Genomic DNA, 25,751 nt, shown 5'->3' with positions numbered 1-25,751 from the left:
CCTTGACATACCGAGGGTACGTGACTAGTTTTCGCTGGCATACCTACCGAAGGTATGTATCTGAGAGGACGTGTCTCGTGGCCCTGACCAGCTTCTATCCCGTCGTCTGCACGCACGACATTCCGACGTCGCACGCCTTCTACACCCGATGGCTCGGCTTCGAGACCACCTTCGAGTCGGACTGGTACGTGAGCCTGCGCCGGATCGAATCGCCGCACCAGGAGTTGGCGATGCTCGATCCCCGCCATGGCAGCGTTCCGGCGGGCCATCGCGAACCCGTGCGCGGCGTGCTGCTCAACTTCGAGGTCACCGACGTCGATGCCGAACATGATCGACTGGTGACCAGGGGTGGTCTGGTGCCGGTCCTGCCGTTGCGCAGCGAGGAGTTCGGCCAGCGCCACTTCATCATCGAGGGTCCCGACGGCGTCCTGATCGACGTCATCACCCCCATTCCGCCGTCGGAGTCCTTCCTCGCGCAGTACCGCGAGCCGTCGAGCTGAGGCGGGCCGGGCGGAAGCCAGACAGGGAGGAGGTGCGGCAACACTCGGCGGATGGCGGCCGATCGCGTGATCGGACCCCGACCGCCCTGGTCAGGCGGTCGCCATGTCGGCCGCTCGCTGCCGGGCGTCGGCGAGATCCCCGGCCGTGGGCGCGTCATCCTGCGTCCGGCCGAGTCGCCAATACCCCGCGAACTCGACACATCGGCCTGACAGGCCTCGGTCGGCGACCAGATGGCGGCGCAGCCTCCGCACGGTGGCGGCCTCGGCGGCCAGCCAGGCGACCGTCCGCTCGGGTGCGAACTCGGCCGCCCGTAGCGCCGGAAGCAGGAGGTCGCCGGTCCCCGGCCGCGTCTCCGCTCGGTGCAGCCACCGCACGGTCACCTCGCCGCGAGTCGCGAGCCGCTGCTCGTCGGCGGGGTCGGCGACCTCGATCAAGGCCAGCGCGCGAGTCTGCGCGGGCAGCGACTCGATCATCGTGCCGATGCCGGGCAGCGCCGACTCGTCGCCCACGAGCAGGAGTAGGCCGTCGACGTCGATCGACGCGCTGATCGGGCGGGCTCTGGCGAAGAGCGGCGACGGGCCGACCATGCCGATCACCGCGCCGATGCGGGCGGTCCGTGCCCACCGGGTCGCCGGGCCCGCGTCGGGACGGAGGGCGAAGTCGACGTCGATCACGCCCTGCTCGGCGCGATGTGCGCGGACGGTGTAGCTGCGCATCCAGGGCCGTTCCTGCTCCGGCAGCGCGAGGTAGGCCTGGTACCAGGGCAGCGGATCGCCGTCCGGAGTGGGGGCGGGCAGGCGTGGCGCGGAGTCGCCCGCCCGGGGGAAGCACAGTTTCACCTGCTGATCGGGAGCGAAGACGAAGTCCGCGAGCTCCGACCCGCCGAAGGTGATGCGGATCGTCCTCGGGGTCGGCTGGTGGCAGCCGACGACCTGGATGAATCGGACCGGGAGTTCTGTCATGGAAGTCCTCTCGCTCGGCGGTCGCGAGCCATCGGGCCCGACGGCGACAGCCCGACCCATCGCGCGGCGGTCCGAACGTCCGCCGACGTCGGGTCTGTCGATATCGAGACGCTCGACGGGCGGAGTCGAGGGCCTGCCGGAAGCCGGCTCTCGGCCTGCTCCCACGGTGCGCAGCCGCGTCGCGAGAATACTTTACGATGTAAGTAGATTCACGGTCGCATGGCGTGGCGGCGTCCGGGCCGACCAGAAGATCGGTTACGGCGCAGCCGCGCCGCCTTGAGCGCGGCGCGGGCGGGCAGTGCGACCGCTCTCGCGGCACCGAGGAGCCGACAGGAACGCGGTCGGATATCCGGGCGAGGAGTCAGGCCCGCGCTCGGACGTCGCGGATGCGGCGCAGCAGCTCCTCCACGCGATCACGGCCCGCCGTCACCTCGGCGAGCCTGCGATGGGTGGCCTGCAACTCGCGCTTGCGCTCGGCGACGTCCATCCGCAGCGCCTTCTCCACGTCGCGCAGCTCCTCCTCGATCGCCGAGATCCGCCGCGCCAGCGCGTCGTCCAGCGCGAGCGAGAGCTGGAGTTCCGCCTCGATGAGCTGTTCGGAGATGAGCTGATCCAGCGTCGAGCGCGACTCGGCGATCGCCTCGGTCAGCCACTGCTTCACATGCTGCTTGTCCGCGGTGTGCTTCCTGGTCTTGCCGATCCACCAGCCCGCGCCGAGACCCAGCACGATCGCGGGCACCGCGAGCAGCGGCGCGGCGATGGCCAACGGCGCCAACGGCAGGGTGGCCAGCTTGCCTGCACCCAGCCCGCCGGAGAGCCCCATGAACACGAGCAGTTTGTCCTCGGCGGTCGCAGGCCGTTTCTCCGGGAGCCGGACGACGACCGGCGGCCGAGTCGCCCTGGCGACCTGGTTCCGCAGCACCGCGAGCTCCTCGGCGGAGAACAGCTCGGACAGGGAGGTGTCCGCCACCTTGGCCAGCCGATCGCTGAGCATGCCGCTGATCCGGGAGGACAGCATCTGCAATGCGGCGTCCACATGGTGCGGCAGTTCGACCAGCTTCTCCTTGCCCGCGATGTCGATGGCCTTGCGGAACCAGGACTGGAGGTCGCGCACCTGCCTGCCGACCTCGTGGGCGCATTCGACCCTCGCCCGGTTGATCTCGCCGCGCAGCCGCAGCTGCCAGCCTCGGTTGTTCGCCCGTCGCTCGCCTGCGAGCTCGTCGCGCCGGGCGCGCAGCACCTCGGCCTCGTCCTCCCCGACGGTCAGCGCCCGCTGCTCGGCCTCCAGCCGGACCACCAGCGCGTCGAGCGAGCTCGACAGCGCCCGCATGGTGTTGGCCTCGCCGAGCATGTTCGCCCGCCCGCCGACCAGCTGCGACAGCGACTCGGCGAGCTGTCCGACGCCGGAGCGCTCGCGCAGCATCCCGCTCGCGCCCTCGTTCGACGCCTGCGCGGCGAGTTGGAACATCCGAGCCGACACCGGGTGGAACTCGGTGTCGGCGAACCTCGGCGCATGTTCGGAGAGCAGTGCCCGGTTCGCCTCCAGGATCTCCCGCCAGCCCCGATACTGATCGGTCTTGGTCAGCGCGAACAGGACCGTCTCGACCCGATCGGACACGGTGGTGAGAAAGGCCAGCTCGCTTTGGGTGAACGGCGCCGAGGCGTCCACCACGAAGAGTAGGGCGGTGGCGTTGGCGGCGGCCTCCGCGGCCAGTTCACCGTGCACCTCGCTGAGCCCGCCGACCCCGGGGGTGTCGACCACCCGGAGGTTGGACAACAACGGAATCGGGCCGTCGACCTCGACGTAGCGGGGCGGCAGGGCGCCTGCGGGCAGCTCGTGATTCGCCGAGACCCAGGACGGGATCGACTCCATCGAAATGTCGACGGGCTCGACCCCGACTCCGTAGCAGGCCCGCGCGGACCACTGCTCGGCATGGCCGAAGGCCAGATAGGCGGCGGTCGCGACGTCGGCGTCGACGGGAGAGAGGTCCTGCCTGCTCAGCAATGCGTTGACCAGCGAACTCTTGCCCCGATTGGTCTCCCCGACGACGACCACCGACGGCGTGGCGACCTTCCCGGCCCGGACCTTCTCCACCCAGTCGGCCGACTCGGAGTCGATGTCCTTGAGCAGCTCGACGAGCCGTTCCCTGGTCTGCCGGACCAGCTTCGGCAGCGGCAGCTTCTTGGCGTTCTCCGCGGTCATCGCTCGGCACGCGGGGTGTAGACGATCACCACGGGCGGGCGTAGCGGCGTTCCGCGATCGGCGAAGCCGACGATCTCCGTCTCGGCCACCGTGCCTGCCAGCGCGGGTGCATCCGAGGCGACGACGCCGCCCGCCTCGTGGTGGGCGGGGTCGAACTGCTCGCCGTCCGGGCGCAGCGCTCGGACACCGACCGAGGCCAATCCCTCCTCCAGCCGCTCCGCGACGCCTGCGCTGCGCGCACGATCCAGCGCGTAGAGACAGAGCCGGATCAGTTCTCGCCGCTCGCGGAGCGCCTGTTCGAGCAGTTCGGCATCGGTGCCGGACACTGCGGACGACTCCGGTGCGGCCGGAGGATCAGCATGAGAGCCCACGTCGGGCTTCGACGGATGCGAGCCGGAGCCGGTTCCCGGTGATTTCGCGGCGGGTCCGAGGTTCGCGGCGGTCGGCGACGCCGTGCCGCCGGGACCGACAGCAGGCAGAACACCGGCCGATGATCGGCCGTCCGACGCGCTCGAATCCCCCGCCTGCCCCTGCCCCGGCGGCCGCTGCCCGATCGGCACCGACGTGTCGGCGTGCTCGACCGAGAGCGGTCTGGCGGCACTCACGGCGGTCCGACTCCCTGCTGACGGCGACCTGCGACCGTCCCAGGGTAGGTCCGAGGAGTATCACGAGGCGGCCGCCCACTATGCCGAGGTGCCGGGTTTCGCCGGGCCGAGGCGGGCAGGCCCGCCGCAGCCGATCAGCGAGTGCCCTCGCGAAGCTGCTGCCAGATCAGGAAGTAGGCCCGATGGACGACATGGGCGACCCGGCTCTGCGCAGGCGTGGCGCCGAACGAGGCGAAGGACCGCCACCAGCCCGCACGCTCCAACGCGTAGGCGGCCCATTCCATCGGCGGCCTGCCCACCATGCCGAGCTGCTCCCCGACCGAGCTGGTGCTGCCCACCCGCAGCACCTCCTCCGCGAGGTCCTCCGGCATGGACACGGCACCCGCCGCCACCAGGGTCAGCGCCTCCAACAGTCGGAGCTGGTGTGCCTCGGGCTTCGCGAGCAGCACCTCGATGGCGTCGTGCACCCGTTGCCGCTCGCCCGGATCTCCGGAGGCATGGGCCAACGCGCTCACCGACGCCATCGCCGCTGCGGCCTTGATGCCGTCGGCGCGGGCCCGGAACACACTTTCCAGCCTGCCGCGCACGGCGGCCAGTCCGGAGGAGTCCAGTAGTTCCCGGCGCAGCGCTCCGGCGGTGATGTCGGGCTTGCGGCTGACGGCACGCACGCCGCAGCGGATGCCGTAGAGGTCGAGCCGTTCCAGCAGCCGGGTCCGGTCGGCGGCGGGCACCTCGCAGTCCCAGGTGGTGAAGAGGTCGGCGGAGATCAGCATCGTCTCCAGGGTCGCCTCGTCGAGATCGGCGAGCCTGCGCAGCGCGTCGGCGTCGCTGGAGGTGAAGCCGCCCGCTTCCGAGGTCTCCGCGAGCAGCCCGATGACGGGGAGCACGTCGGCGACCCTCGGCTTGAGGCTGCCTGCCTGCCGTTCGGAGAGCAGCGTGGCGGCCCGCCAGAGATCGCCGCCCGAGCCCGCCACGGAATCCGGCTCGATGGTGTCGGCCTTGTTCAGCACGGCGATGGCGTTCACCGGTCCGGCCTCCCGGCTCGCCGTCGCCGCCGTGAAGGCCGCGAGGGCCTGCTCGTCATCGGCGCGGACCGACTGCGTGAGCACGTAGAGCACCGCCTCCGCGCCCGCCACAGCATTCCGGGACACCGGATCAAGCTCGTCGGCGGCCGGGTCCGATCCGCTCGAGGCAGCGGCGTCCCGGGGTGTCGTCCAGGAGTCCGCTCGGCCTGCGCCTGCCTGCTCGGCGTCCGCTGAGCCCGCGTCCCCGTCCGGTCGAGCCGTGCCCGCGCCGAGCAACTCCTCGGTCCGCTTCACCGAGGCGGCGTCCAGCGATCCGAGGCCGGGGGTGTCGATGACCGTGAGGTCACGCAGCACGGCGTTGGTGAGGAAGGCCTCGATGTGGGAGACCTTGTCGATGTCCACGCCCAGCGACGCCGGGATCATCCCGTCGGTGTCGAAGGGCAGCACCTGTTTGCCGCCGTCGGCGAACACCACCTCGATCCGGTCCACGGTCCCGTACTGGAACCGGGTGACCAGCCGGGTGCACTCACCGACGTCGGTGGGTGCGACCCGGCGGCCGATCAAAGCGTTGACCAGCGTCGACTTGCCCGATTTGATCCGGCCCGCCACCGCAAGCTGCAACGGGGCGTCCAGCCTGCGCAGCACCTCGCGGAAACCCGCGGCGGTGCGCGGACTCACCTGGGGCTGGAGCCGATGACACAGACTGGCGACGGCGGCGGACAGCGGCCCGGCCACGGGCTGTCGTCCACCTGCTGCCGCCACCCCTGACCCCTTGCGCCGTCCTGCACCGTCGACCCACTGTGACCAGATGGTGTCATGACCGAGAGTGCCGTCTCGACCCGCAGGGTTCGCCGAAGCCCATCGGCCGGCTCAGAAGGCCCCTTCGGGCAGATCCATCAGCGCGTTGTCCGTCGCCTCCAGGCTGCGCCTGCGCGCGGCCAGCTCCGGCAGCACCGTCGTGGCGAAGAATCGCGCTGCGCCGACCTTGCCCTCGTAGAACAGCCGGTCCTTCTCGCCGGGGCTGCCGTCGAGCGCCGCCATGGCGATCTCCGACTGCCGCAGCAGCGTCCAGCCGATGAGCAGGTCGCCCGCGCTCATCAGCAGTCGGACCGTGTTCTGCCCGACCTTGTGGATGTTGGCCTGGTCCTCCTGGGCGGAGGTGAGGAAGCCGACCATCGCCCCGAGCATGCCCTGGAAGTCCTCCAGCGCCTGCTTGAGCAGCTCGCGCTCCTCTTTCAGCCTGCCGTTGCCCGACTCCGTCGCGAGGAAGGACTGGATCTCGGTGGCAATGTGCAGCAGGCCCTGGCCATTGTCGCGGATGATCTTGCGGAAGAAGAAGTCCATCGACTGGATCGCCGTGGTGCCCTCGTAGAGGCTGTCGATCTTGGCGTCCCGGATGTACTGCTCGATCGGGTAGTCCTGGAGATAGCCGGAGCCGCCGAGCGTCTGCAGCGAGAGCGTCAGCATCTCGTAGGCCCGCTCGGAGCCGACGCCCTTGACGATCGGCAGCAGAAGGTCGTTGATCCGCTCGGGAAGCGAGACGTCCTCGCCCGCCGCCTTACCGGCCAGGATTCGGTCCTGGAAGCTCGCCGTGTAGAGGTAGAGGCCGCGCATCCCCTCCGCGTAGGCCTTCTGCAGCATGAGCAGCCTGCGGACGTCGGCGTGCCGGGTGATCGGCACGCGCGGTGCGTTCTTGTCGGTCATCTGCGGCAGGTCGGCGCCCTGCACGCGCTCCTTGGCGTAGTCCAACGCGTTGAGGTAGCCGGTGGAGAGCGTGCCGATCGCCTTGGTGCCGACCATCATCCGGGCGTACTCGATGACCTGGAACATCTGGGCGATGCCGTTGTGCACCTCGCCGAGCAGCCAGCCCTTGGCCGGGGTGCCGTTCTGACCGAAGGTCAACTCGCAGGTGGCGGAGGCGTTGAGCCCCATCTTGTGCTCGACGCCGGTGACGAAGGCGCCGTTGCGCTCGCCGAGTTCGCCGGTCTCGCCGTCGAAGTGGAACTTCGGCACCAGGAACAGGCTGAGGCCCTTGGTGCCGGGTCGCGTCTCGATGCCGGGGCCCTCTGGCCGCGCCAGCACCAGATGCATGATGTTGTCGGACAGGTCGTGGTCGCCGGAGGTGATGAAGCGCTTGACGCCCTCCAGGTGCCAGGAGCCGTCGTCCTGCTGGACGGCCTTGGTGCGGCCCGCGCCCACGTCCGAGCCCGCGTCGGGCTCGGTGAGGACCATGGTGGCGCCCCAGCCCTTGTCGATCATCACCTGAGCCCAGTTCCGCTGCTCCTCGGTGCCCTCGCGCCAGATGACCGTCGCGAAGTTCGGGCCAGCCAGGTACATGTAGGTGGCGGGGTTGGAGCCGAGGATCAGCTCAGAGGCCGCCCACTGCACGGTCGGGGGAATGCCGTAGCCGCCGAGTTCGACCGGCAGGCTCAGGCGGTACCACTCGCCGTCCCACAGCGCCTGATACGCGCGCTTGAAGGGCTCGGGAAGGGTGACCGAGTGCGTCGCCGGGTCGAAGGTCGTGCCCGCGCGGTCGGCCTCGGCGAAGGACTCCGCCAGCGGGCCGGACGCGAGCTTCTCCAGCTCGGCGAGGACGCCTCTGGCGGTCTCCTCGTCGGCCTGGTCGAAGGGTCCGGTGCCGAGGTTCTCCTGCACGCCCAGGACCTCGAAGAGGTTGAACTCCAGGTCCCGGAGGTTGCTCTTGTAGTGGCCCATCGTGTGCTCCCCGCGTCGTGCCGTGTGCAGCGGACGTATCCCCTACCAGTCGGTAACAACACTATATTACCCGCTGGTAACCATCGGCAAGAGATGAACGGCGACGAGACCGCCGAGTCGATCCCGAGGGAGCTTGCGGGCATCGGCTCGCAGGCCTGTCCGGCCGGTCACGGCACGACGCTCTCTTGGTGACGGACCTCGACGAAGCGGGTGTTCACACCGGCCGAGGCCGCTGCGGCACACAGCGCCGCCTGCTCGGTCCCGGCCCTGTTCGGTCGGCGGCGGGTCGACGTCATCGACGAGCATCGCGGCAGGCGCCACCCTCGGCGGTCGTCGCAGGCCGGACAGGCGCACCGCGTGCGGCCTGCCCGGTGACGCCCGCTGGCGAGAACACGCCGGACGGTTCTCCGGCGGGGCCGCTGATCGCGGCGTTCACGGCGTCGTCCACCTGGCCGCTCGTCGGGCTCTCGCCTGCGTCAGGACGCCGCAGGCCTGCCAACGAGGCCGCGACCGACACGGCCTCGCTACGGAGTCGTTACCCGAACGACGCTATCCGGGCCGTTGATCAACTGCGACAATCCATTCCGATGAGCACCGACAGCGGGCGTCCGCTCTACTACCTGGTCGGCACCACCGGCTTCCCGAACTACGGGGACGAGATCATCGCGGCCACCTGGCTGCGGCATCTCGCCCAGACGGCCCCGGACGCCGAGGTGTGGCTCGACTGCCCGAGCCCGGGCCCGGCGCAGGTGATGCTCGGCGACCTGCACCCGAGGGTCCGCTTCACCGACACGCTGTGGCGGTTGTGCTGGGAGGCGCCGACCGACGAGCCGTGGGGCGTCGCCGACTTCGCGCAGCGTTGCGTGGACTTCCCCGGCATCGCCCCTCGCTGGGTGGCGGGCGTCGAGCTGCTCGCTCGCGCCGACGTCGTGCACATCATCGGCGGCGGCTACGTGAACCGCATCTGGCCCCGCCACGTCGGACTGCTCGCGGGCGCCGTCGCCGCCGTGCGTCGTTCCGGCGGGCGGGCGGCGATGACCGGCATCGGCCTCTACCCCGCGCCCGCCCACTGCGAGCCCCTGCTGCGCGAACTCGCCCAGCGATTCGAGGTCGTCGACGTCCGCGACGCCCCGTCGGCAGACATGCTCAGCAAGACCGTCTCCGTCACCCACACCTGTGACGACGTGTTCTTCGGCCTCGGCCCGCAGCTCTACCGGCAGGACGACGACGTCCGCGAGGTCATGGTGTGCATGCAGTCCGACCTGGTGGAACTCGGCGTGCCGCGTCTGGCGGGCTTCGTGCTGGACACCCTGCGCGACTGGGGCGTCGACTCGACGCAGCTGGGCGTGGTGGAGTGCATTCCGCGCGTCGACCGCGAGGTGTTCTCCCTGATCGAGCATGAGCTGCCCGATGCCCGCTTCTACCCGTTGTCCGAGTTGATGGACACCGGCCTGCCTGCCGCGCCGGGCCAGACGTGGATCTCCAGCCGCTTCCACCCGCACCTGATCGCCTCGGCGGTGGGTGCCAGTGGCGTCGCGGTGAGCGTCAGTCCGGACTACTACGCCACCAAGCACCGCTCGTTGATCGACCTCGGCAGCGGCTGGACGATGGTGGAGGACGTCACGGAGACGCCCGCCCGTCCCACCGACGGCGGCTACAGCCCGGAGGCGCTGCGCGAGTACCGGATGCGCAAGGACCAGATCGCTCGGCAGGTGTACGCCCGCTGATCGTCATCCCATCTCCTCCAAGGTCTTGCCCTTCGTCTCCGGCACGAACTTGAGCACGAAGAAGAACGACAGCAGTGCGAAGGTCGTGTACAACCCGTAGGCGAAGGTCAGGCTGAACTCCGAGAGACTCGGGAAGCTCATCGACACCACCCAGTTGGACATCCACTGGGCGGCAGCGGCGACCGACAGCGCTGCGGCGCGGATCCGGTTGGGGAACATCTCGCCGAGCAGTACCCACACCAGCGGGCCCCACGACGCCGCGAAGAAGAACACGAACGCGTTGGCGGCGATGAACGCGATCTGGCCCTGCGGGTCGGGAAGCACCGTGGCGCCGTCGATGACCTCGGAGTAGCCGAAGCACCAGGCGGCGATGCCCAACGAGGTCGACATCCCGATCGAGCCTGCGAACAGGATCGGCCTGCGACCCACCCGGTCGATCAGAGCGATGGCCAGGAAGGTGCCGAGGATGTTCACCACGGCGCTGACCACACTGTTCAGCAGCGCCGCGTCCTCGCCGATGCCTACCGACTGCCATAGCGTGGCCGAGTAGTAGAAGATCACGTTGATGCCGACGAACTGCTGCAGCATGGACAGGCCGATGCCCACCCACACGATCGGCAGCAGGGTTCGACGGCCGCCGAACAGGTGTCGTAACCTCGGCTTCGGCTCGTGCTCGAGCGAACGACGAATCTCACCCAATCGTTCCTCGGCGGCGCCCGGTTCTATCCGATCGAGTACCTCTCGTGCCTGGGTGAATCGATTCTTCGACACCAGATGGCGTGGTGACTCCGGAATTCGCGAGACGAGGATTCCGAAGATTGCGGCGGGGACGACGGCGATTCCCAGCATCCATTGCCAGGCGCCGAACGGACCGAGGGGATTCGCGCTTCCGCCCGCGACGGCGACGATCCCGTAGTTCAGCAGCGCAGCGCTGGCGATCCCGGTGACCATCCCGAGCTGTTGCAGCGAACCGAGCCTGCCGCGATAGGCCGCAGGCGAGATCTCCGCGATGTAGGCGGGCCCGGTGACCGAGGCCAGCCCGATGCCCAGACCGCAGGTCACCCGCCAGAACACCAGGTCGACGGCGGAGAAGGACATCGCCGCCGCCAACGCGCCGATGCCGTAGAGCAGCGCCGCGAACTGCATGGTCCTGACCCGACCGAACCGGTCGGCCAGCGAACCCGCGAACCACGCGCCGACCGCGCAGCCGATCAGCGCCGAGGACACGATCAGTCCGGTCGCGCCCGCGCCGATCGAGAATCGATCCTGAACTCCGGTGATCGCGCTGTTGATCACCGCCGTGTCGAATCCGAACAGGAAACCGCCCAGCGCCGCACTTCCGGCGATGAGCGCGACATACAGCAACCGATCAGATGAGGGGGGTAGGGATGCGCCGGCTGAGTTTGATGTCGTATATGAACCTGTTTCGACCATCGAGACGTCACCTCCAATGGATCAGACGAACTCCTGGCCGAAACTACGGTCTGAACTCGATGTCAGATGAGCGTCGAAAGGCAAGATCAGCCGATCGGTTTTACCGTGAGAGTGAGTGAACGGCTGCCGAGGCGGGGGAGAGCATGACGACTGCGGAGCCGGCGCGACCCGAGAGCGGCAGCGGCGTGACCGTGGTGATCGCTCTGCTCGTGAATGCGGGGATCGCGGTGCTCAAGGCCTTCGCGGGCCTGGTCACGGGATCGGCCGCGCTCTTCGCGGAGGCGGCCCACTCGGTCGCGGACACGATCACCGAGATCCTGCTCCTGACCGCCCTCCGCAGGTCCCGCAGACCCGCCGATCGCAGACACCCGTTCGGGTATGGCAAGGAACGCTATTTCTGGTCGCTGATGGCGGCGGTCAGCATCTTCGCGTCCGGTTCCGTGCTCGCGATCGCCGAGGGCATCCGCGCGCTCACCGGGGACGGCCGGGAGCAGACGAGCCCCGAGGTGGCCTATGTGGTGCTCGGGCTGGCCTTCGTGCTGGAGAGCGTCTCGTGGCTGCGGGCCGTGCGCCAGATCCGTTCGGAGGCCGAGGAGGAGCGGACGCCGTTCTTCCACTACCTGCGGTCCGTCGACGATCCGACGGCCAAGACGGTGCTGTTGGAGGACAGCGCCGCGTTGATCGGGCTGATGCTGGCGTTCCTCGGCGTCGGCCTGCACCAGCTCACCGGTTCGGCCGTCTGGGACGCCTCGGCCTCCCTGGCCATCGGCGTGCTGCTCGCCGTCGTCGCCTACGTCCTCGGCCGCAGCAACCTCGACCTGCTGATCGGCCAACAGGCCTCTCGCAAGCTGATCGACCGGATTCGGGCCCGGCTGCGCGAGGTGCCGGAGATCGACGTGGTGGTGGACCTGCTCACCATGAGCACGGGCGCCGATCGAGTCCTGCTCTGCGTGCGGCTGGACTTCGACGACGCGTTGTCGGTGGCCGAGCTGGAGCGTGCCTGCGTCCGGATCGACGGCGAGCTGCGTGCCGAGTTCGTCGAACTCGACGAGATCTTCCTGGAACCGGTGCCCCGATCGGACGAGGAGCTACGAGCCAGGGTCTTCTCGCGGTACGGCCGCATCACCTGACCGGGTTGGTGGCTGGAAGGACTCGCCTGCCATCGGTTCGAGCGCCGAGACCATTCGCAGGGCGCGAGACGGTGGCTTGACGACCAGCCGATCCCACGGCGTGCTGGGCCTCGGCGGAAGGCGCCCCCGGCGAGGCTGGCACTCGGCGGCGGTCGACGACGGCGCGGGCCGGGCGGGCCGAGGGTGCGCAAGGTCATGCCGTCCGCCTGCTGGACATCCACTCCGATGGTCTGCACGGTGTAGGTCATGGCGACGGGAACGAGCGGACCCACGACGGAACCCACGAGAGAGACCCGACCGGCCGAGGACGGCTTCGTCGTCGCTGCCGTCCTGTTCGACCTCGACGGGACTCTCATCGACTCGACGCCTGCGGTGACCCGTTGCTGGCACGGCTGGTGCGAAGAGCACGGGATCGCGCCGTCGGCGCTGGTGAACAGCCACGGGCGTCGGGCCGTCGAGATCATCGGCGAACTGCTGCCCACGAGCGAGGTGGCCGAGGCCGTCCGCAGGCTGGACGAACTGGAGCTGGCGGATCTCGACGGGGTCACCGCTCTTCCCGGCGCGGCGACGGCGCTGGCCTCGCTGGCCGAGGGGCAGGGGGCGATCGTCACGTCGGCCGTCCGAGCCCTGGCACTGGCCAGACTCGCGGCGGGCGGCCTGGTGCCGCCCACGACCGTGGTCACCGCCGATGACGTGCAGGTCGGCAAGCCCGATCCGGAGCCCTACCTCACCGCCGCCCGACGCCTCGGCGTGAACCCGGCCGACTGTCTGGTGGTCGAGGACGCGGCGGCCGGAGTCGCCTCGGCCAAGGCAGCGGGCATGCAGGTGTTGGGGGTGCTGACCAACCCACACGTCACGGGGCTGGCCGCCGATCTCGTGGTGCGCAGTCTGGACGAGGTGAGCTGGGACAGGCAGAACGGAGCGGTCGCGGTACGCGTGCGGGGCTGACGGGTGCGCGTGGGCCGGGGCGGCCCCGGCCCCACGGATGCCCGCGCGGCCGGACGCCGCGAACAGACCGCCACGATCAGCGCTTCGTGTCGGTCCGCCGGAAGTTCAGGTAGGCCCGCGACGGCGTCGGACCCCGCTGACCCTGGTACCGGGAGCCGGTCGAGCTGGAGCCGTACGGGTTCTCGGCAGGGCTGGAGAGCCGGAAGATGCAGAGCTGCCCGATCTTCATCCCCGGCCACAGGGTGATCGGCAGATTGGCCACGTTGGACAGCTCGAGCGTGATGTGCCCCGAGAAGCCGGGGTCGATGAAGCCTGCGGTGGAGTGCGTGAGCAGGCCCAGCCTGCCCAACGACGACTTGCCCTCCAACCGGCCCGCGAGATCCGCGGGCAGCCCCACGGTTTCGAAGGTGGAGCCCAACACGAACTCGCCGGGGTGCAGGACGAACGGGTCCTCGCCCTCGGTCTCGACCAGGGAGGTCAGCTCGTCCTGCTGAAGCGAGGGGTCGATGTGGGTGTACTTCGTGTTGTCGAACACCCGGAAGAAGCGGTCCAGTCGGACGTCGATGCTCGACGGCTGCACCATGTCGGGCTCGAAGGGGTCGAGCGAGAGCCGACCTCCGTCGATCTCTTTGCGCAGGTCCAGATCACTGAGGAGCACGGGACCACCCTAACGGCAGGGCACCTGCTGACCCCGGCGCGGGCGGCGTGTAGCATGTGATCTGCTGCGGATGTAGTTCAATGGTAGAACATCAGCTTCCCAAGCTGAATACGCGGGTTCGATTCCCGTCATCCGCTCGTTGAACGAAGGCCCAGGTCAGGGGGTGTGTCCTCTGGTCCTGGGCCTTCGTCGTCTCTTGATTGACTTGTCTGTCGTACTGTCTACGTGCGGTTGATCCTCGACCTCGGATTCCGTGCTGTCCCGCTCGTCTTGTGAGGTCGTGGTTCTGTGCTCGTCGACGAGCGCACTGAGGTTGTCTGAGATCCGCCGCTCGGCCAGGTCGGTGGCCCGCCGGCCCAGCGACTTCGGCGGACCCACCGCGATCCCGCTGACTGGTGATCTCGGTATGCGCCCGCGTCACCCGCATCCACGAGCCGTCTGAAGCGACGTCACACCGCCGCAACGCGGTCACCTCCCCCACCGCAACGCGCAGAACGCGCAAGCAGGATCAACACTCGGAACCGATGGCCATCCCGTGCCGCGCCGACGACCTCTCCGACAGCCTCGAGGTCCGTGCCCGCATGGGCCGGATCATGGAACGCCACACCTACGCGATCATCGACAACGTCACCGAACTCGGCAGGCTGGGCCTGGACACCGAGGTCACCGCCGAAGTCCGCGTGCACCGTGCCGCACCCCTGTTCACGCTCTATGGCTCAACGGCGAAGACGCCCTTCTTCGGCTTCTACCCGTCCAAGAACACGTCCTCTCCCTCGGCGGCGAGACGACCACCAGCTACGACCTCGCAGACAAGGACGCCATCCTCTTCCGCAACTCCACCACCTGGTTCACCAGCAGGTGGACCACCGTCGTAAGGAGCACATCCTGTGAAGCAGGTGCCAGTAGACGATTTCGACCTCTTTCGACGCCTGCTCGTTGATGCCGACGCGCTCTTGTTGGACTTCGACGGCCCGGTTTGTTCCGTTTTCGCGGGATACCCCGCACCCGTCATCGCCGCCGAACTCCGAACCCTCATCCACGATGCGGGAGAACTCCCACCACCCGAGGCTGACGCGAACGACCCGCACACCATCCTCGGCTACGCCGCAGAACTCTCACCCGCGCTAGGCCGCCAGATCGAGGCCGCGCTACAGGCGGGTGAGATCGAAGCCGCCAAGACCGCTACACCCACACCGGGTGCCGCCGAGCTCATGGCGACATGGCACGCAACCGATCGGCCGCTCGCCATCGTCAGCAATAACACGACAGAGGCAATTCGCGGTTACCTGGCTGCGCACGACCTCAGCACCTACGTCGATCACATCCAGGGGCGTGACCCGTACGACCCGACACTGATGAAGCCCAACGCCCATCTCCTTACCGAAGCTGCGAAAGCGCTCGACGTGGACGCTGCGTACTGCGTCCTGATCGGCGACTCCACCACCGACGTCCAGGCGGCGCACGCACTCGAGGTCCCTGCCATCGCGTATGCCGACAAACCCGGCAAGCATGATCGGTTGGTCCGAGCCGCCCCAGCGCTGCTGCTGACGACGTTCACGCCCTCCTGCTGACATGGGTGCCTGCCATAGGTGCTGGCCTGTGTATGCAGACCTACCGTCGTCCTTGCCGAAGCTGGCTCTAGGAGGAGGTTCAAGGCGCGCCGCGCGGCGACATCAACGGTACGTTCAGCGCCTCAGGCGGTCTTCAACACCGACATGTCGTGCGCACGGCACCTCCTGGGACACCCAGCGCTCCGACGGTGAGATCAGCCTGCCGAGTGCCCGCTGGGACAGCCCGGCGCCGACCCCGGTAGAACGCCACCTGCCGCCTGACGGCGTCCGGCCGGGTTCGCGTCAGCGGTCAGATCCCCTTGCCGTGCGGATCAGTCAGGAACTCCACGCGCGTCTCCGAGACGTACAGGTCCCGCTCCGCCAGGAATCGCCGCGTGTGCGGAGCCGCTTCATGGGCTTCGAACGCCGCCTTGTCGCGGTACAGCTCGTAGAACACCCGCGACAACGGGGCACCTTCCACCCCGCTCACCACGTACGACAGCGTCCCCGGCTCCGACTCCCTGATCCCCGGAGCCGTCTCCGAGACCAGCTGATCGAACCCCGCCGCTGCCTGCTCATCACGCAGGTCGAACCGAACCACCAACGAGAACATGTGCACCTCCAAGCCTGAAGCGAGTACAGATCGTGCTGGATGAACCGTGGCGCGCTACCTGCCGCAGCCGTTGATCCCGATCGATACCGTCAGAACCGTTTCGCCCACAACAGGCACGAGCCAGCACCCGACGCCATAGTCGGCGATCGGGCGCCGCGACGGCTCCGCCGCCGTGCCGTCGGTCTCGGGTGATCACGCTCATCGGGTCTGCGCGACTGCTCGTCGGCAAGGTCCAGCCTGCTCGGGACACGTCAGCCGCGCGGTCGCCTGCGGTCGTGGTGGGTGATGTCGCCGCCTGCCTGTTGAACCACCGCGTTGCCTGCGGCCTCGGCGTGCTGGTGCACCGTCCGGGGCGTGTCGTTGACGACGATGCCGCCCTCGATGTCCCGACCCTGGACGACCGATCCGCCGACCTCCCCGGAGATCGAGTTCTGCACGGGCGCCGGAGCCTGCGGTGCGGCGTCGGGGCTTTCCTGCCCGGCCGAGGCTGCCCGGTCCCGACCGGAGTCCCGTTGCGTCCAGAGTGTCACGCCGGCACCGGCGAGCGTCAGTACGACGACGGCCACCCAGGCCAGCACGTTGTCCAGTGACTCCGTCGCCACGTTCACGGCGATGCCGCCGCCCGTCACCACCAGGGCCGTCGCCAGCGCCTGCCACCATCGCCTCATGCCCGACCCCTTCGGCTCCCGGTCACCGTCACCTTCAGTATCCGGTTGACGGCCGCGACGCGTCATCGGCCGGGCGTCAGCCGTCGGATCTGCGCGCTGCCAGCCCATCCGAGGTGTCCTAGGAGGACTGTGCCCGGGACGAACACATCCGCGGCCGGTGGCGGCTCGCCGATCAGGTCCAGCGGCGGAACCCGCCTTCGGAGTTGATGACCTGGCCGGTGATCCAGCGCGCCTCGTCGGTGACCAGCCATGAGATCAGCCGTGCGGGGTCGTCGGGCTCGCCCCAGCGGCCGCCGGGGAATCGGCAGGCCACGGCGGCGCGCGCCTCGGGGCTGGCATATCCGGTGTCCACCGGTCCCGGATTCACCGCGTTCACCGTGATGCCCCGGTCCGCGAGCTGGTCCGCGATGGTGAGGGTGATCGCGGCCAACGCTCCCTTGGCGGCCGCGTAGGCGACCTCGCCGGGCATCGGGCCCTGGTCCTGCCCTGAGGTCATGAACACGATGCGTCCGCCGTCGCCTCCGTCGTGCCGGGCGGCGAACTCGCGGGCCAGCAGGATGCTCGACCTGGTGTCCACTGCCCAGTGGCCGTCCAGGATCTCGGCGGTCATCGCCCCCAGATCGCCGTCCGGCTCGGAGCGGGCGTGATTGCACACCAGGATGTCGAGCCTGCCTGCGGCGGCGACCGCCTCGACCAGCGCGGCGGGTGCGGTGGGGTCGGCCAGGTCCGCCGCGAGGTTCGAGACCTCGACTGTCGGCCCCGCCTCCTGGATGCCTGCCGCAATCGCCTCGATGCCTGCCGGGTCGGCGCCCCAGGCCTGTGCGGCGTCGTGGGGAACGTGGTGGTGGAAGACGATGTCGGCCCCGTAAGCGGCGAGCCTGCGGGCCACGGCGTACCCGATGCCCTGTCGCCTGCTGACGCCAGTGATCAGGGCTCGGCGACCGCGCAGGGGATGTGGATCGCGGCCTGGCGGATCGGACCTCGGCCCCAGCGGGGAATCGCTCATCAGCCGATGTTGATCCGCTGCGCCCCGGAAGTCCACTCGATTCCGTTCGCCGGCGCCTCTCGCGTCGGGTGGCCTCTCTACAGGGCTGCGCCGGGATCAGGGCTCTGAACAGGCAAGAAAGCCGTTGTCACCTCGTGAGGTCAGTCGTCTTTGGGAGCGCTCCCGTGGCTAGCGGGACATCGAAGCCGCTCGATGGCGGTCGCACGGCCGCCTGCCGCTTTCGACCCCGCCGAACGCCCGTCGGGCACCGCCGGACGGGCGTCGACCGTCGCCTGCGGACGGGTGCCGTCGGTCCTGCCTTCCGAGACAGCCGCACGCCGGGGGTTTACAGCGTGTTTCCCTCCCGTTACCCTTTCAATATTGGGAGCGCTCCCAGTTTCGACCGGGAACGCTTCGATGAAGCTCCGGTCTAGGGCGTGCTGCGCGCCCTCACGTCCTGGACCGGTCTCCAACCAGTTCCGTGTTCCGTCGCACTGCTGAATCGTGGCAACGGAATACGCCTGCCGATAACCTCGTAGGCAGGCGTGTGACCTGTCCGAGCAGCGGGCTTCCGGCTCGCGCTCGGCTAATACCGTTGTCGGCGGTGGGTTCGCAGGGGAACCCACCGCCGACAACGGACCACGGTCAGCTGATCGCGCGTCGACGTCGCGAGAGGAACAGCGTCAGGCCGCCCGCGCCGACGAGGAGCGCCGCGCCCAACGAGATCGGCAGGATGCCGTCGGCACCGGTCGAGGCCAGGTTGCGCACGCCCGCTGCGTTCGGGCCCGCACCGCCCGGATTCTGCGATCCCCCGTTCGGGCCGGGAGCACCGTCGGGGCCGTTGCCGTCCGGGCCTGCGCCGTCGGGGCCAGAGCCGTCCGGCCCCGAACCGTCCGGGCCGCTGCCGTCCGGACCGGAACCGCCGGGGCCGGAACCGTCGGCCCAGGTCACCGGAATCCTGGTGTCCTGCGAGCGGTCGCCGCCCGCCTGGTGGTCCCGTCGGGTGATCACCGAGCATGCGGTCTCACGGCAGTCGACGAACTCGTCCGCCGCCGTCACGTTGAGGGTGACGTCGAACGAGCCGCCCGAGCCCCACGGAGTCGTCAGCCCGGAGCCGTACGGGTCGGTGCCGATCCACTTCGACGAGCCTGCCTCGCCGCTCATGTCCACGCCGCCGACACACGGGGTGGGCTGCGCGCCGGGTCCGTTGTCCACGCACAGCGCGACGTAGATGTTCTTGTCGGTGTCGAAGCCGCTGCCGGTGACCCGGATGTCGGCGCCCTCGGGGTCGAGGTCGTTCACGGGCGTGGCCTCGACCTGCTGGCCTTCCGGGCCGGTCGCCGAGCCGGTGCCGCCCGGCTCCTGTCGCGCCTGCTCGGCGAAGGTGACGGGCACCCAGACGTCCTGAGAGCGGTCGTCGATCGCGGTGTGGTCGTTGAAGGCCGCGACGAAGCACGTCTGTGCCGCGCAGTCCACCGTCTGTCCCTCGGACTCGAAGGTGGGCAGCAGTTCGATCGTCTCGGTGAACTCGCCCGAGTCGTCGACGGCCTGGAGCCAGCTCGCCGAGGTGTAGGTCTGCGGATACCCGGCTTCGCCGAGTTCTATGGTCTGCGCGAGGTAGATCCCCCGACCGGGCGCGAAGCCCCGGCCGACGACCTCGACCGCCTCGCCGTCCGCCGCCAATGACTCCGTCTTGGAGACGGTCAGCGTCGGGATCGCCTCCGCCGCGGCGAAGGACAGCGGGGTGAAGGTGTCCAGGCTGCGGTCGGTGGCGCCGTGCGCGGCGAAGGTGAGCACCTCGCAGCCGTCGGCGACGCAGTCGACCGGGCCCGCACCGGTCTCATATTCGGCGATCACGTCGAGGTCCGCCTCGAAGGTGCCCGTGGCGAGATCGCCTGCCGGGATGAACGTCGCCGAGTGATAGACGCTCGCGTCCGTCCAGTAGGCGTCGGTGCGCGGGCCGAAGACCGCGTAGATGCCGGATACCCCGGCGGGCGGGTGGAACCCCTCGCCCGAGACGGTCACGGTCTCGCCTGCCGGGTCGAGGTCGGCGGTCTTGGAGACCGTCACCACCGGGTCGGCGACGGGGCGCGGCTCGGCGAAGGTCACCGGAACCCGGACGTCCTGCGAGCGGTCGCCCGCCCTGGTGTGGTCGGCGCGGGTGATCACCGAACAGACCGTGCCCTCGGCCAGACAGTCGGTGTACTCGTCGGCGGCCGCGATGCGCAGGTCGAACTCGAAGCCGCCGCGTCCGTCGCCCTCGTCCACATAGGGCTTGGCCAGGTCGGCGCCGTACGGCGGCGGATTCGAGGAGATCCAGACCGAGCCGCCGCTCTCGCCGGTCATGTCCACCCCGCCGATGCACGGGCTCGGCGTGACGCCGGGTCCGTTGTCCACGCAGAAGGCCAGGTAGATGCCCTTCGCGATGTCGAAGCCGGTTCCGCTGACCGTGATCGTCTCGCCTGCGGGGTCGAGATCGACGTTCTTGCTGACGGTGATCTGCTGCCCCTCCGGACCGGGGTCCGACTCCGAGGTCGCCAGTGCCGGGACGGCGGCGCCGAGGGCCATGGTCGCCGCCACGGCGGCGGCGACCGGCCATCTCAGGCGGTGCGCGAATCGTCTTCCACTCGTCCTCATCTGCTGCGTCACTCCTGAAGGTCGCATGGTTGATCGGGTGTCCGGCGACGAGTGGTGGGCTCGGGAACTGCTCGTGGGAACAGGAGGAGAACGCGTCGTCGGTGTCGACGGCGACGGTTCTCGGCCTGCTCGGGCGGTCCGCTAGTACTGCTGGCTATTACTAGCCATTGCGGACGATCGGCGTCGGTCGGGTGGATCGAGATGTCGCCCTGGGTAGCGGCGCATCGGACCAGTCCGGCTGGCGCGTAACCCTTTCGTGACAAGTTTGGTTAGCCTTGCCTGTGTCAATTTTGGGCAGCCTAACCTACTCTTGCGGAGGTCAACAAGGCCCTTCGAGCCGAGTGCTCGTCGGGTGCTGCGGCCTTGACCAGGTGCGATGTTGATCGGCCGCTGCTCGTGTTGTCGAGACTTCTCAGGCGCCACGGGCTGCACGTCCCCGATCGCTCGAACCGCAGGCCGCTTCACCCGGAGGACGCCGCTTCACCCGAGTGCGTCGAACAGCGACTCACGAAGACATCAGGCAGGGGTGCGATGGACACGAAGAGTGCCCGCGAGGTGGGCTTCGCGGAGCGGTTGAGAGATCGTGGTCGGGACTGGCATGAGGCCGCTCGGCACACCGCGTATCTGGATGCGTTGCTCGCGGGCGGGCTGTCTCGAGAGAGCTATGCGGGGCTCGTCGGTCAGCACTTCCTGCTGTACCGACGGCTGGAGGCGGCGGCGGAGGCGATGCGCCCCCATCCGGTCGCGGGCCGTTTCGTCTTCGACGAGCTGTCGCGTACCACCGCGCTCGAGGCCGACCTCCGCCACCTGCACGGTCCACAGTGGCGCGACCGCATCGAGCCGACGTCCGCGACCGTGCGCTATCTCGATCGGGTCGACGAGGTCTGCTTCGACTGGCCGGGCGGATTCGTCGCACATCACTACACCCGCTACCTGGGCGATCTCTCCGGCGGTCGCATCGTCGCTCGTCGGCTCCACGAGATCTACGGCTTCGACGGCGACGGCGCCCGCTTCTACGCCTTCGACGCGATCCCCCGGCCGCCCAGGTTCAAGGCGGCCTATCGGGCGCTGCTCGACGGCACGGAGTGGGACGCGGCCGAGCAGGACCGGGTGATCGAGGAATCCCTCCTGGCCTACCGGCTGAACACCGAGATGCTCGCCGATCTGGCCTCGGTGCATCTGCCGCACATCCCCCGCCCCGCCGCGTATTCGATCGAGACCGAGGACGTCGCCTGATGCGCGATGCCGCTGAGGGCACCGGGAAGCCGCCGCTGCGGTTCTTCGCGTTGACGGTCCTGTCGATGCTGGCGTTGTCGGTGCCGGGGCTCTCGCTGCCGGGCCTGGCCGGTCCCGTCGCGCACGCCGAATCCGCGCAGGCCGAGTCGGTCGAGGCTACGGGCGAGGCAGGGCAGACACTGATCCTCTCCCGCGCCGACGGGCTCGATCCGGCGGGCGAACAGGTCACCGTCGTCGGTCGGGGATTCGACGAGAACAAGGGGATCTACGTCGCGCTGTGCGTCCTGCCCGAGCCGGGCGGGCAGCCGGGTCCCTGTCTCGGCGGCGTCGACATGGAGGGGGAGAGCGGCGCGTCGAGCTGGATCTCCTCCACTCCGCCGCCGTACGGGGAGGGACTGGCCACGCCCTATGCGGACGACGGCTCGTTCACGGTCGAGCTGAGCGTGCAGGCGCAGGACCAGTTCACCGACTGCCTGGACACGCCGTGCGGAGTCGTCACCCGCGCCGACCACCTGCGCACGGGCGACCGAAGCCAGGACGTGCTTATTCCGGTCAGCTTCGCCGAGTCGTCGGGGGGCGACCCGGCGGACGCCTCGGCTGACGCGGCCGCTGCGGGCGAGGGCGACGATCCGGTCACCGATGCCGCCCAGCCCGCAGCCGAGCCCGAGGGCCCGTCGACCGGCCTCGTCGTCGGCGGAGTGGCGGCGGCCGTGGTGGTGCTGCTCGCCGTCGTGCTCGTGATGATCCGCCGCCGAGCTGCCACGAACCCGACTGCCACGAACCCCGCTGCTGCGAACAAGACCGCCACGGGCACGACTCCCACGGATGGAGGGCCCGCAGGCGATGCGTCTCGCTGATCGGGGTCGCCTGACCCTCGCGGTCCTCGGGATCGGCTGCCTCACGGCCTGCGGCCTGCCCGTCGACTCCGAGGCCGAGGCAGGCGGCACGTTCACCTGTCTGCCCGCGCCCGACTCGGCGGGTGCGGTCGTCGTCGATCCGCTCCGGTCGCCGAGCCCGGAACTGCCGGTGACGGTCACCTCGTCGGACGGCGCCGAGGTGACGGTCACCGACGTGAGTCGGATCGTGGCGGTGAATCTGAACGGCTCACTCGCCGAGATCGTCTTCAGTCTCGGGCTCGGGGACAACGTGGTCGGCCGCGACGTCTCGACCACCTTCGCGCAGGCCGAGCAGCTGCCGGTGGTCACGCAGGCACACGACTTGTCGGCCGAGGGCGTGCTCGATCTGGACCCGAGCCTGGTGCTGATCGATACCAGCATCGGCCCGCCCGAGGTGATCACCCAGCTCCGGGAGTCCGGCGTGCCGGTGGTCTCCTTCGAGGAGTCCTGGTCGATCGAGGAGATCGCCCCGCGCATCGAGGCGGTGGCCGGCGCGCTCGGGGTGGCCGAGGCCGGGGACCGTCTCGTCGAGCGCACCGAGGCGGAACTGACCGAGGCGCTGGACCGGGTGCGGTCCGACGGGCCGAGTCCGCGCATCGCGTTCCTCTATATGCGCGGCACCGCCGGGGTGTATCTGATGGCGGGCGAGGGCTCCGGCGCTGACTCGATGATCGAGGCGATCGGCGGCGTCGACGCGGGCAGTGACATCGGCATCGAGCGCTTCCGGCCGATCACCAGCGAGGCGCTGATCAACGCGGCGCCCGACGTCATCCTGATGATGTCCGGCGGTCTGGAGTCGGTCGGCGGCATCGACGGGCTGGTCGACGTGCCGGGCGTCGCGCAGACGCCCGCAGGTCGGGACCGATGTGTGGTGGACGTCGAGGACGGCACCCTGCTCAGCTTCGGACCACGCACCGGGCAGATCGTCCTCGACCTGGCGGCCAGGATCGAGCGCGCGGAATGACCAGCACGACGCGTGACTCCTCGGCCGAGGGCGGCTCGCCGGGCACCTCGGAGACGCCGAGCACGTCGGAGACGCCGGACTCGGAGGTGCCGAGCTCGGCCGATGCCTCGGCGAGCCAGCAGGCCGCCGGGCCCGTGACGACGTCGTCCGCCGCCTCGGCCGAGGTGCCCCGGCACACCGGTCGTCGCAGGCTGGTCCGTGGCGGGCTGCTCGTGCTGCTCTCCGGCGGCCTGCTCGCGGTGTGCGTGGTGGCGGCAGGCGTCGGTCAGGTCCGCGTGCCGCCTGCCGAGGTGCTCGGCTCGCTGCTGCACTGGCTCGGGATCGAACTCGGTCCGCTGCCCGCTCACCCGCAGGGCCAGAGTGCCTTGTGGAACGTGCGATTCCCCCGGGTGCTGCTCGGCGTGCTGGTCGGCGCCGCGCTCGGCTGCGCGGGCGCCGTGATGCAGGGCGTCTTCGGCAATCCGCTCGCCGAGCCCAGTGTCATCGGCGTGTCCTCCGGCGCGGCGGTGGGTGCGTTCACCGTGATCGTGTTCGGTCTGACCACGTTCGGCAACGCGACCATGGCCGTGGCGGCGTTCATCGGGGGACTGCTCACCACGCTCCTCGTCTACAGCCTCTCCCGTACCGAAGGGCGCACCGACGTCGTCACGATGATCCTCACCGGCATCTCGGTGAACGCCCTGGCAGGCGCGGTGATCGGCTTCTTCACCTTCCTCGCCGACGACGACGTCCGCACCGCGATGGCCTTCTGGAATCTCGGCAGCCTCAACCGGGCGCTGTGGCCTGCGGTGTGGGTGGTGGCCTGCTGCGTGGCGCTGGGGCTCTCGGTGTCGTTCCGTCATGCGCGGCGCCTGGATCTGCTCGCGCTCGGCGAGCGGTCCGCGCGGCACCTCGGTGTGGACGTGGAACGGCTGCGGCTGCGGCTCGTGATCACGGCGGCCCTGCTCACGGCGGCGGGCGTCGCGTTCACCGGGGTCATCGGCTTCGTCGGTCTGGTGGTGCCGCACGTGATCCGGCTGATCGCGGGCCCTGGTCATCGGCTTCTGCTGCCCGCGAGCGCGTTGGGCGGGGCGCTGGTCGTGGTCGCGGCGGATCTGTTGGCCCGCAACCTGATCGAGCATCAGGAACTTCCGCTCGGCGTGCTGACCGCGCTGGTCGGCGGACCGTTCTTCCTGTGGCTGATCAGGCGGACGCGCTCCAGGCCGGGGGGTTGGGCATGAGCCGAGGACCGCGCTGGAGCCGATTCCGGGTGCCCGCCGCTCCCTCGGCGCGCATCCCTGGGACGTCCGCGCTGCGAGCCGAGGGCGTCGGCGTGCGTCTCGGCGGCAGCACGGTGCTCGACGGTGTCGATCTGACCACGACGGCGGGCCGGGTGACCGCGCTCGTCGGGCCCAACGGCGCGGGAAAGTCGACGTTGTTGGCGGTGCTCGCGGGCGACCGACGTCCCGACGAGGGCAGAGTGCTGCTGGACTCCCGGTCGCTGACCGAGTTCTCGGTGCGCGAGCTGGCGCTGCGGCGGGCCGTGCTGCCGCAGCGGGTCACCCTGTCCTTTCCGTTCAGCGTGCTCGACGTCGTGCGCATGGGCCGCGCACCCTGGCAGGGCGTGGAGTCCGATGTGGACGACGAATCGGCTGTGCACGAGGCGATGGCGGCGGCCCAGGTGACGGAGTTCGCCGCTCGTCCGTTCTTCTCGCTCTCCGGCGGGGAACGGGCGCGGGTCGCCCTGGCCAGGGTGCTCGCGCAGCGCACGGGACTGCTGCTGCTCGACGAGCCGACGGCCGCACTCGACCTCCGGCACCAGGAGTCCGTCCTGCGCGTCGCGGTGGATCGGGCCGCCGCCGGAGACGCGGTGGTGGTGGTCCTGCACGATCTCGGGCTCGCCGCCGCCTACGCCGATCGCGTCGCCGTCCTCGCCTGCGGGCGGCTGATCGCGGCGGGTCCGCCGTTGGAGGTGTTGACCTCGCGACTGTTGTCCGAGGTCTACCGGCATGACGTCGAAGTCCTGCCACATCCTCGCACCGGTGCCCCGCTGATCCTGCCGCGTCGAGACTGACCCGCCGCGCTCAGGTCCTGTGCGGCCGAGGTCGGGGCGGCCACGCGGCGTTCGAGTCCCAGGTGATGTCGGGGCAGGCTCCGTCTGCGGTGTCTCCGCCGCAGGAGAGGGCATCGGGCCCGGCGCATCCTGGGCGGGAGCAGGCTCGATCAGTGCGCCTGCGAGGCCGATTCCGACGGCGACGACGAGTCCGAGGAGCCGGACCCGCGATGCTCGCCGCCGGGCGACATCGTGGTCGGCA

22 protein-coding genes and 1 tRNA gene are annotated in these 25,751 nt (G+C 69.7%); 12 read left to right on the top strand and 11 right to left on the bottom strand.

The features are described from left to right. Positions 1–77 precede the first annotated feature (77 nt). Positions 78–500 (top strand): VOC family protein, encoded by a 423-nt coding sequence (locus UA75_RS30550; RefSeq protein ID WP_075743165.1) that lies wholly within the window; start codon positions 78–80, stop codon positions 498–500. A 90-nt stretch (positions 501–590) separates the two neighbouring features. On the opposite strand, the gene UA75_RS30545 is transcribed toward UA75_RS30550, so the two are convergent. The 5 genes from UA75_RS30545 to UA75_RS30525 form a co-directional block, all read right to left on the bottom strand. After that, a complete protein-coding gene (locus UA75_RS30545; protein WP_075743164.1) occupies positions 591–1,463 on the bottom strand; it encodes a siderophore-interacting protein in 873 nt (290 codons plus the stop codon). Between the two features lie 361 nt (positions 1,464–1,824). Continuing rightward, the gene (locus UA75_RS30540; protein WP_075743163.1) at positions 1,825–3,666 is read right to left on the bottom strand and encodes a dynamin family protein; all 1,842 of its coding nucleotides are present in this window, start codon (positions 3,664–3,666) and stop codon (positions 1,825–1,827) included. Then, positions 3,663–4,145 carry a nucleotide exchange factor GrpE gene (grpE, locus tag UA75_RS30535; RefSeq protein WP_157434691.1) on the bottom strand — a complete coding sequence of 161 codons (483 nt, stop codon included), beginning with the start codon at positions 4,143–4,145 and terminating at the stop codon, positions 3,663–3,665. The genes UA75_RS30540 and grpE overlap by 4 nt, the downstream gene beginning before the upstream one ends. A 260-nt stretch (positions 4,146–4,405) precedes the next feature. Continuing rightward, positions 4,406–6,058, bottom strand: coding sequence for a dynamin family protein (locus UA75_RS30530; RefSeq protein WP_075743162.1), 1,653 nt, complete (start codon positions 6,056–6,058; stop codon positions 4,406–4,408). A gap of 108 nt (positions 6,059–6,166) precedes the next feature. Continuing rightward, a complete protein-coding gene (locus tag UA75_RS30525) occupies positions 6,167–8,011 on the bottom strand; it encodes an acyl-CoA dehydrogenase (RefSeq protein ID WP_075743161.1) in 1,845 nt (614 codons plus the stop codon). 587 nt (positions 8,012–8,598) lie between these two features. Here UA75_RS30525 and UA75_RS30515 point away from each other — a divergent pair. Next, on the top strand, positions 8,599–9,738 hold the full coding sequence (locus UA75_RS30515) for a polysaccharide pyruvyl transferase family protein (protein ID WP_075743159.1): 1,140 nt from the start codon (positions 8,599–8,601) through the stop codon (positions 9,736–9,738). A gap of 3 nt (positions 9,739–9,741) precedes the next feature. Here the strand turns inward: UA75_RS30515 and UA75_RS30510 are convergent, their stop codons facing one another. Next, complete coding sequence (locus tag UA75_RS30510; protein WP_075743158.1) at positions 9,742–11,172, bottom strand: sugar porter family MFS transporter; 1,431 nt, start codon at positions 11,170–11,172, stop codon at positions 9,742–9,744. A 143-nt stretch (positions 11,173–11,315) separates the two neighbouring features. On the opposite strand from UA75_RS30510, the gene UA75_RS30505 reads away from it, so the two are divergent. Together UA75_RS30505 and UA75_RS30500 are read left to right on the top strand one after the other, a co-directional pair. Next, a complete protein-coding gene (locus tag UA75_RS30505; protein WP_075743157.1) occupies positions 11,316–12,302 on the top strand; it encodes a cation diffusion facilitator family transporter in 987 nt (328 codons plus the stop codon). 246 nt (positions 12,303–12,548) lie between these two features. Beyond that, entirely contained in the window at positions 12,549–13,250 is a 702-nt protein-coding gene (locus tag UA75_RS30500; RefSeq protein ID WP_083683834.1) for an HAD-IA family hydrolase, read from the top strand. Between the two features lie 76 nt (positions 13,251–13,326). Here the strand turns inward: UA75_RS30500 and dcd are convergent, their stop codons facing one another. Further along, a complete protein-coding gene (dcd, locus tag UA75_RS30495; RefSeq protein WP_075743156.1) occupies positions 13,327–13,908 on the bottom strand; it encodes a dCTP deaminase in 582 nt (193 codons plus the stop codon). A gap of 66 nt (positions 13,909–13,974) precedes the next feature. On the opposite strand from dcd, the gene UA75_RS30490 reads away from it, so the two are divergent. From UA75_RS30490 to UA75_RS30485, 3 genes are all read left to right on the top strand, one after another. Further along, positions 13,975–14,045, top strand: a tRNA-Gly gene (locus UA75_RS30490). Between the two features lie 387 nt (positions 14,046–14,432). Beyond that, positions 14,433–14,783 (top strand): hypothetical protein, encoded by a 351-nt coding sequence (locus UA75_RS33600; protein WP_157434523.1) that lies wholly within the window; start codon positions 14,433–14,435, stop codon positions 14,781–14,783. A gap of 12 nt (positions 14,784–14,795) precedes the next feature. Beyond that, on the top strand, positions 14,796–15,479 hold the full coding sequence (locus UA75_RS30485) for an HAD family hydrolase (RefSeq protein ID WP_232237564.1): 684 nt from the start codon (positions 14,796–14,798) through the stop codon (positions 15,477–15,479). Between the two features lie 289 nt (positions 15,480–15,768). On the opposite strand, the gene UA75_RS30480 is transcribed toward UA75_RS30485, so the two are convergent. The 4 genes from UA75_RS30480 to UA75_RS30465 all read right to left on the bottom strand — a co-directional run bounded on the left by UA75_RS30480 (position 15,769) and on the right by UA75_RS30465 (position 20,361). Beyond that, positions 15,769–16,071: a putative quinol monooxygenase gene (locus tag UA75_RS30480; protein WP_075743155.1), complete on the bottom strand. Its 303-nt coding sequence runs from the start codon at positions 16,069–16,071 to the stop codon at positions 15,769–15,771. Between the two features lie 251 nt (positions 16,072–16,322). Continuing rightward, positions 16,323–16,739, bottom strand: a complete 417-nt coding sequence (locus UA75_RS30475; RefSeq protein WP_075743154.1) for a hypothetical protein — start codon at positions 16,737–16,739, stop codon at positions 16,323–16,325. A 172-nt stretch (positions 16,740–16,911) separates the two neighbouring features. Continuing rightward, positions 16,912–17,745: an SDR family oxidoreductase gene (locus tag UA75_RS30470; RefSeq protein ID WP_075744401.1), complete on the bottom strand. Its 834-nt coding sequence runs from the start codon at positions 17,743–17,745 to the stop codon at positions 16,912–16,914. A gap of 624 nt (positions 17,746–18,369) precedes the next feature. Next, on the bottom strand, positions 18,370–20,361 hold the full coding sequence (locus UA75_RS30465; protein ID WP_157434522.1) for a neocarzinostatin apoprotein domain-containing protein: 1,992 nt from the start codon (positions 20,359–20,361) through the stop codon (positions 18,370–18,372). A 531-nt stretch (positions 20,362–20,892) separates the two neighbouring features. On the opposite strand from UA75_RS30465, the gene UA75_RS30460 reads away from it, so the two are divergent. Genes UA75_RS30460 through UA75_RS30440 form a run of 5 tightly spaced genes read left to right on the top strand, consistent with a single transcriptional unit; the run spans position 20,893 to position 25,510 of the window. After that, the gene (locus UA75_RS30460; protein ID WP_075743152.1) at positions 20,893–21,597 is read left to right on the top strand and encodes a heme oxygenase (biliverdin-producing); all 705 of its coding nucleotides are present in this window, start codon (positions 20,893–20,895) and stop codon (positions 21,595–21,597) included. Then, positions 21,597–22,454, top strand: coding sequence for a hypothetical protein (locus UA75_RS30455; RefSeq protein WP_075743151.1), 858 nt, complete (start codon positions 21,597–21,599; stop codon positions 22,452–22,454). Before UA75_RS30460 ends, UA75_RS30455 begins: the two co-directional genes overlap by 1 nt. Then, the gene (locus tag UA75_RS30450; RefSeq protein ID WP_075744400.1) at positions 22,441–23,457 is read left to right on the top strand and encodes a heme/hemin ABC transporter substrate-binding protein; all 1,017 of its coding nucleotides are present in this window, start codon (positions 22,441–22,443) and stop codon (positions 23,455–23,457) included. The genes UA75_RS30455 and UA75_RS30450 overlap by 14 nt, the downstream gene beginning before the upstream one ends. Further along, entirely contained in the window at positions 23,454–24,677 is a 1,224-nt protein-coding gene (locus UA75_RS30445) for a FecCD family ABC transporter permease (RefSeq protein WP_083683832.1), read from the top strand. Before UA75_RS30450 ends, UA75_RS30445 begins: the two co-directional genes overlap by 4 nt. Next, entirely contained in the window at positions 24,632–25,510 is an 879-nt protein-coding gene (locus tag UA75_RS30440) for a heme ABC transporter ATP-binding protein (RefSeq protein WP_232237563.1), read from the top strand. The genes UA75_RS30445 and UA75_RS30440 overlap by 46 nt, the downstream gene beginning before the upstream one ends. Positions 25,511–25,751: the final 241 nt, after the last annotated feature.

The sequence above is a fragment of the Actinoalloteichus sp. GBA129-24 genome (assembly GCF_001941645.1).
Classification (GTDB): Bacteria; Actinomycetota; Actinomycetes; order Mycobacteriales; family Pseudonocardiaceae; genus Actinoalloteichus_A; species Actinoalloteichus_A fjordicus.
The sequence above is the reverse complement of the archived record's forward strand: the minus strand, read 5'-3'. Positions and strand labels throughout refer to the sequence as shown.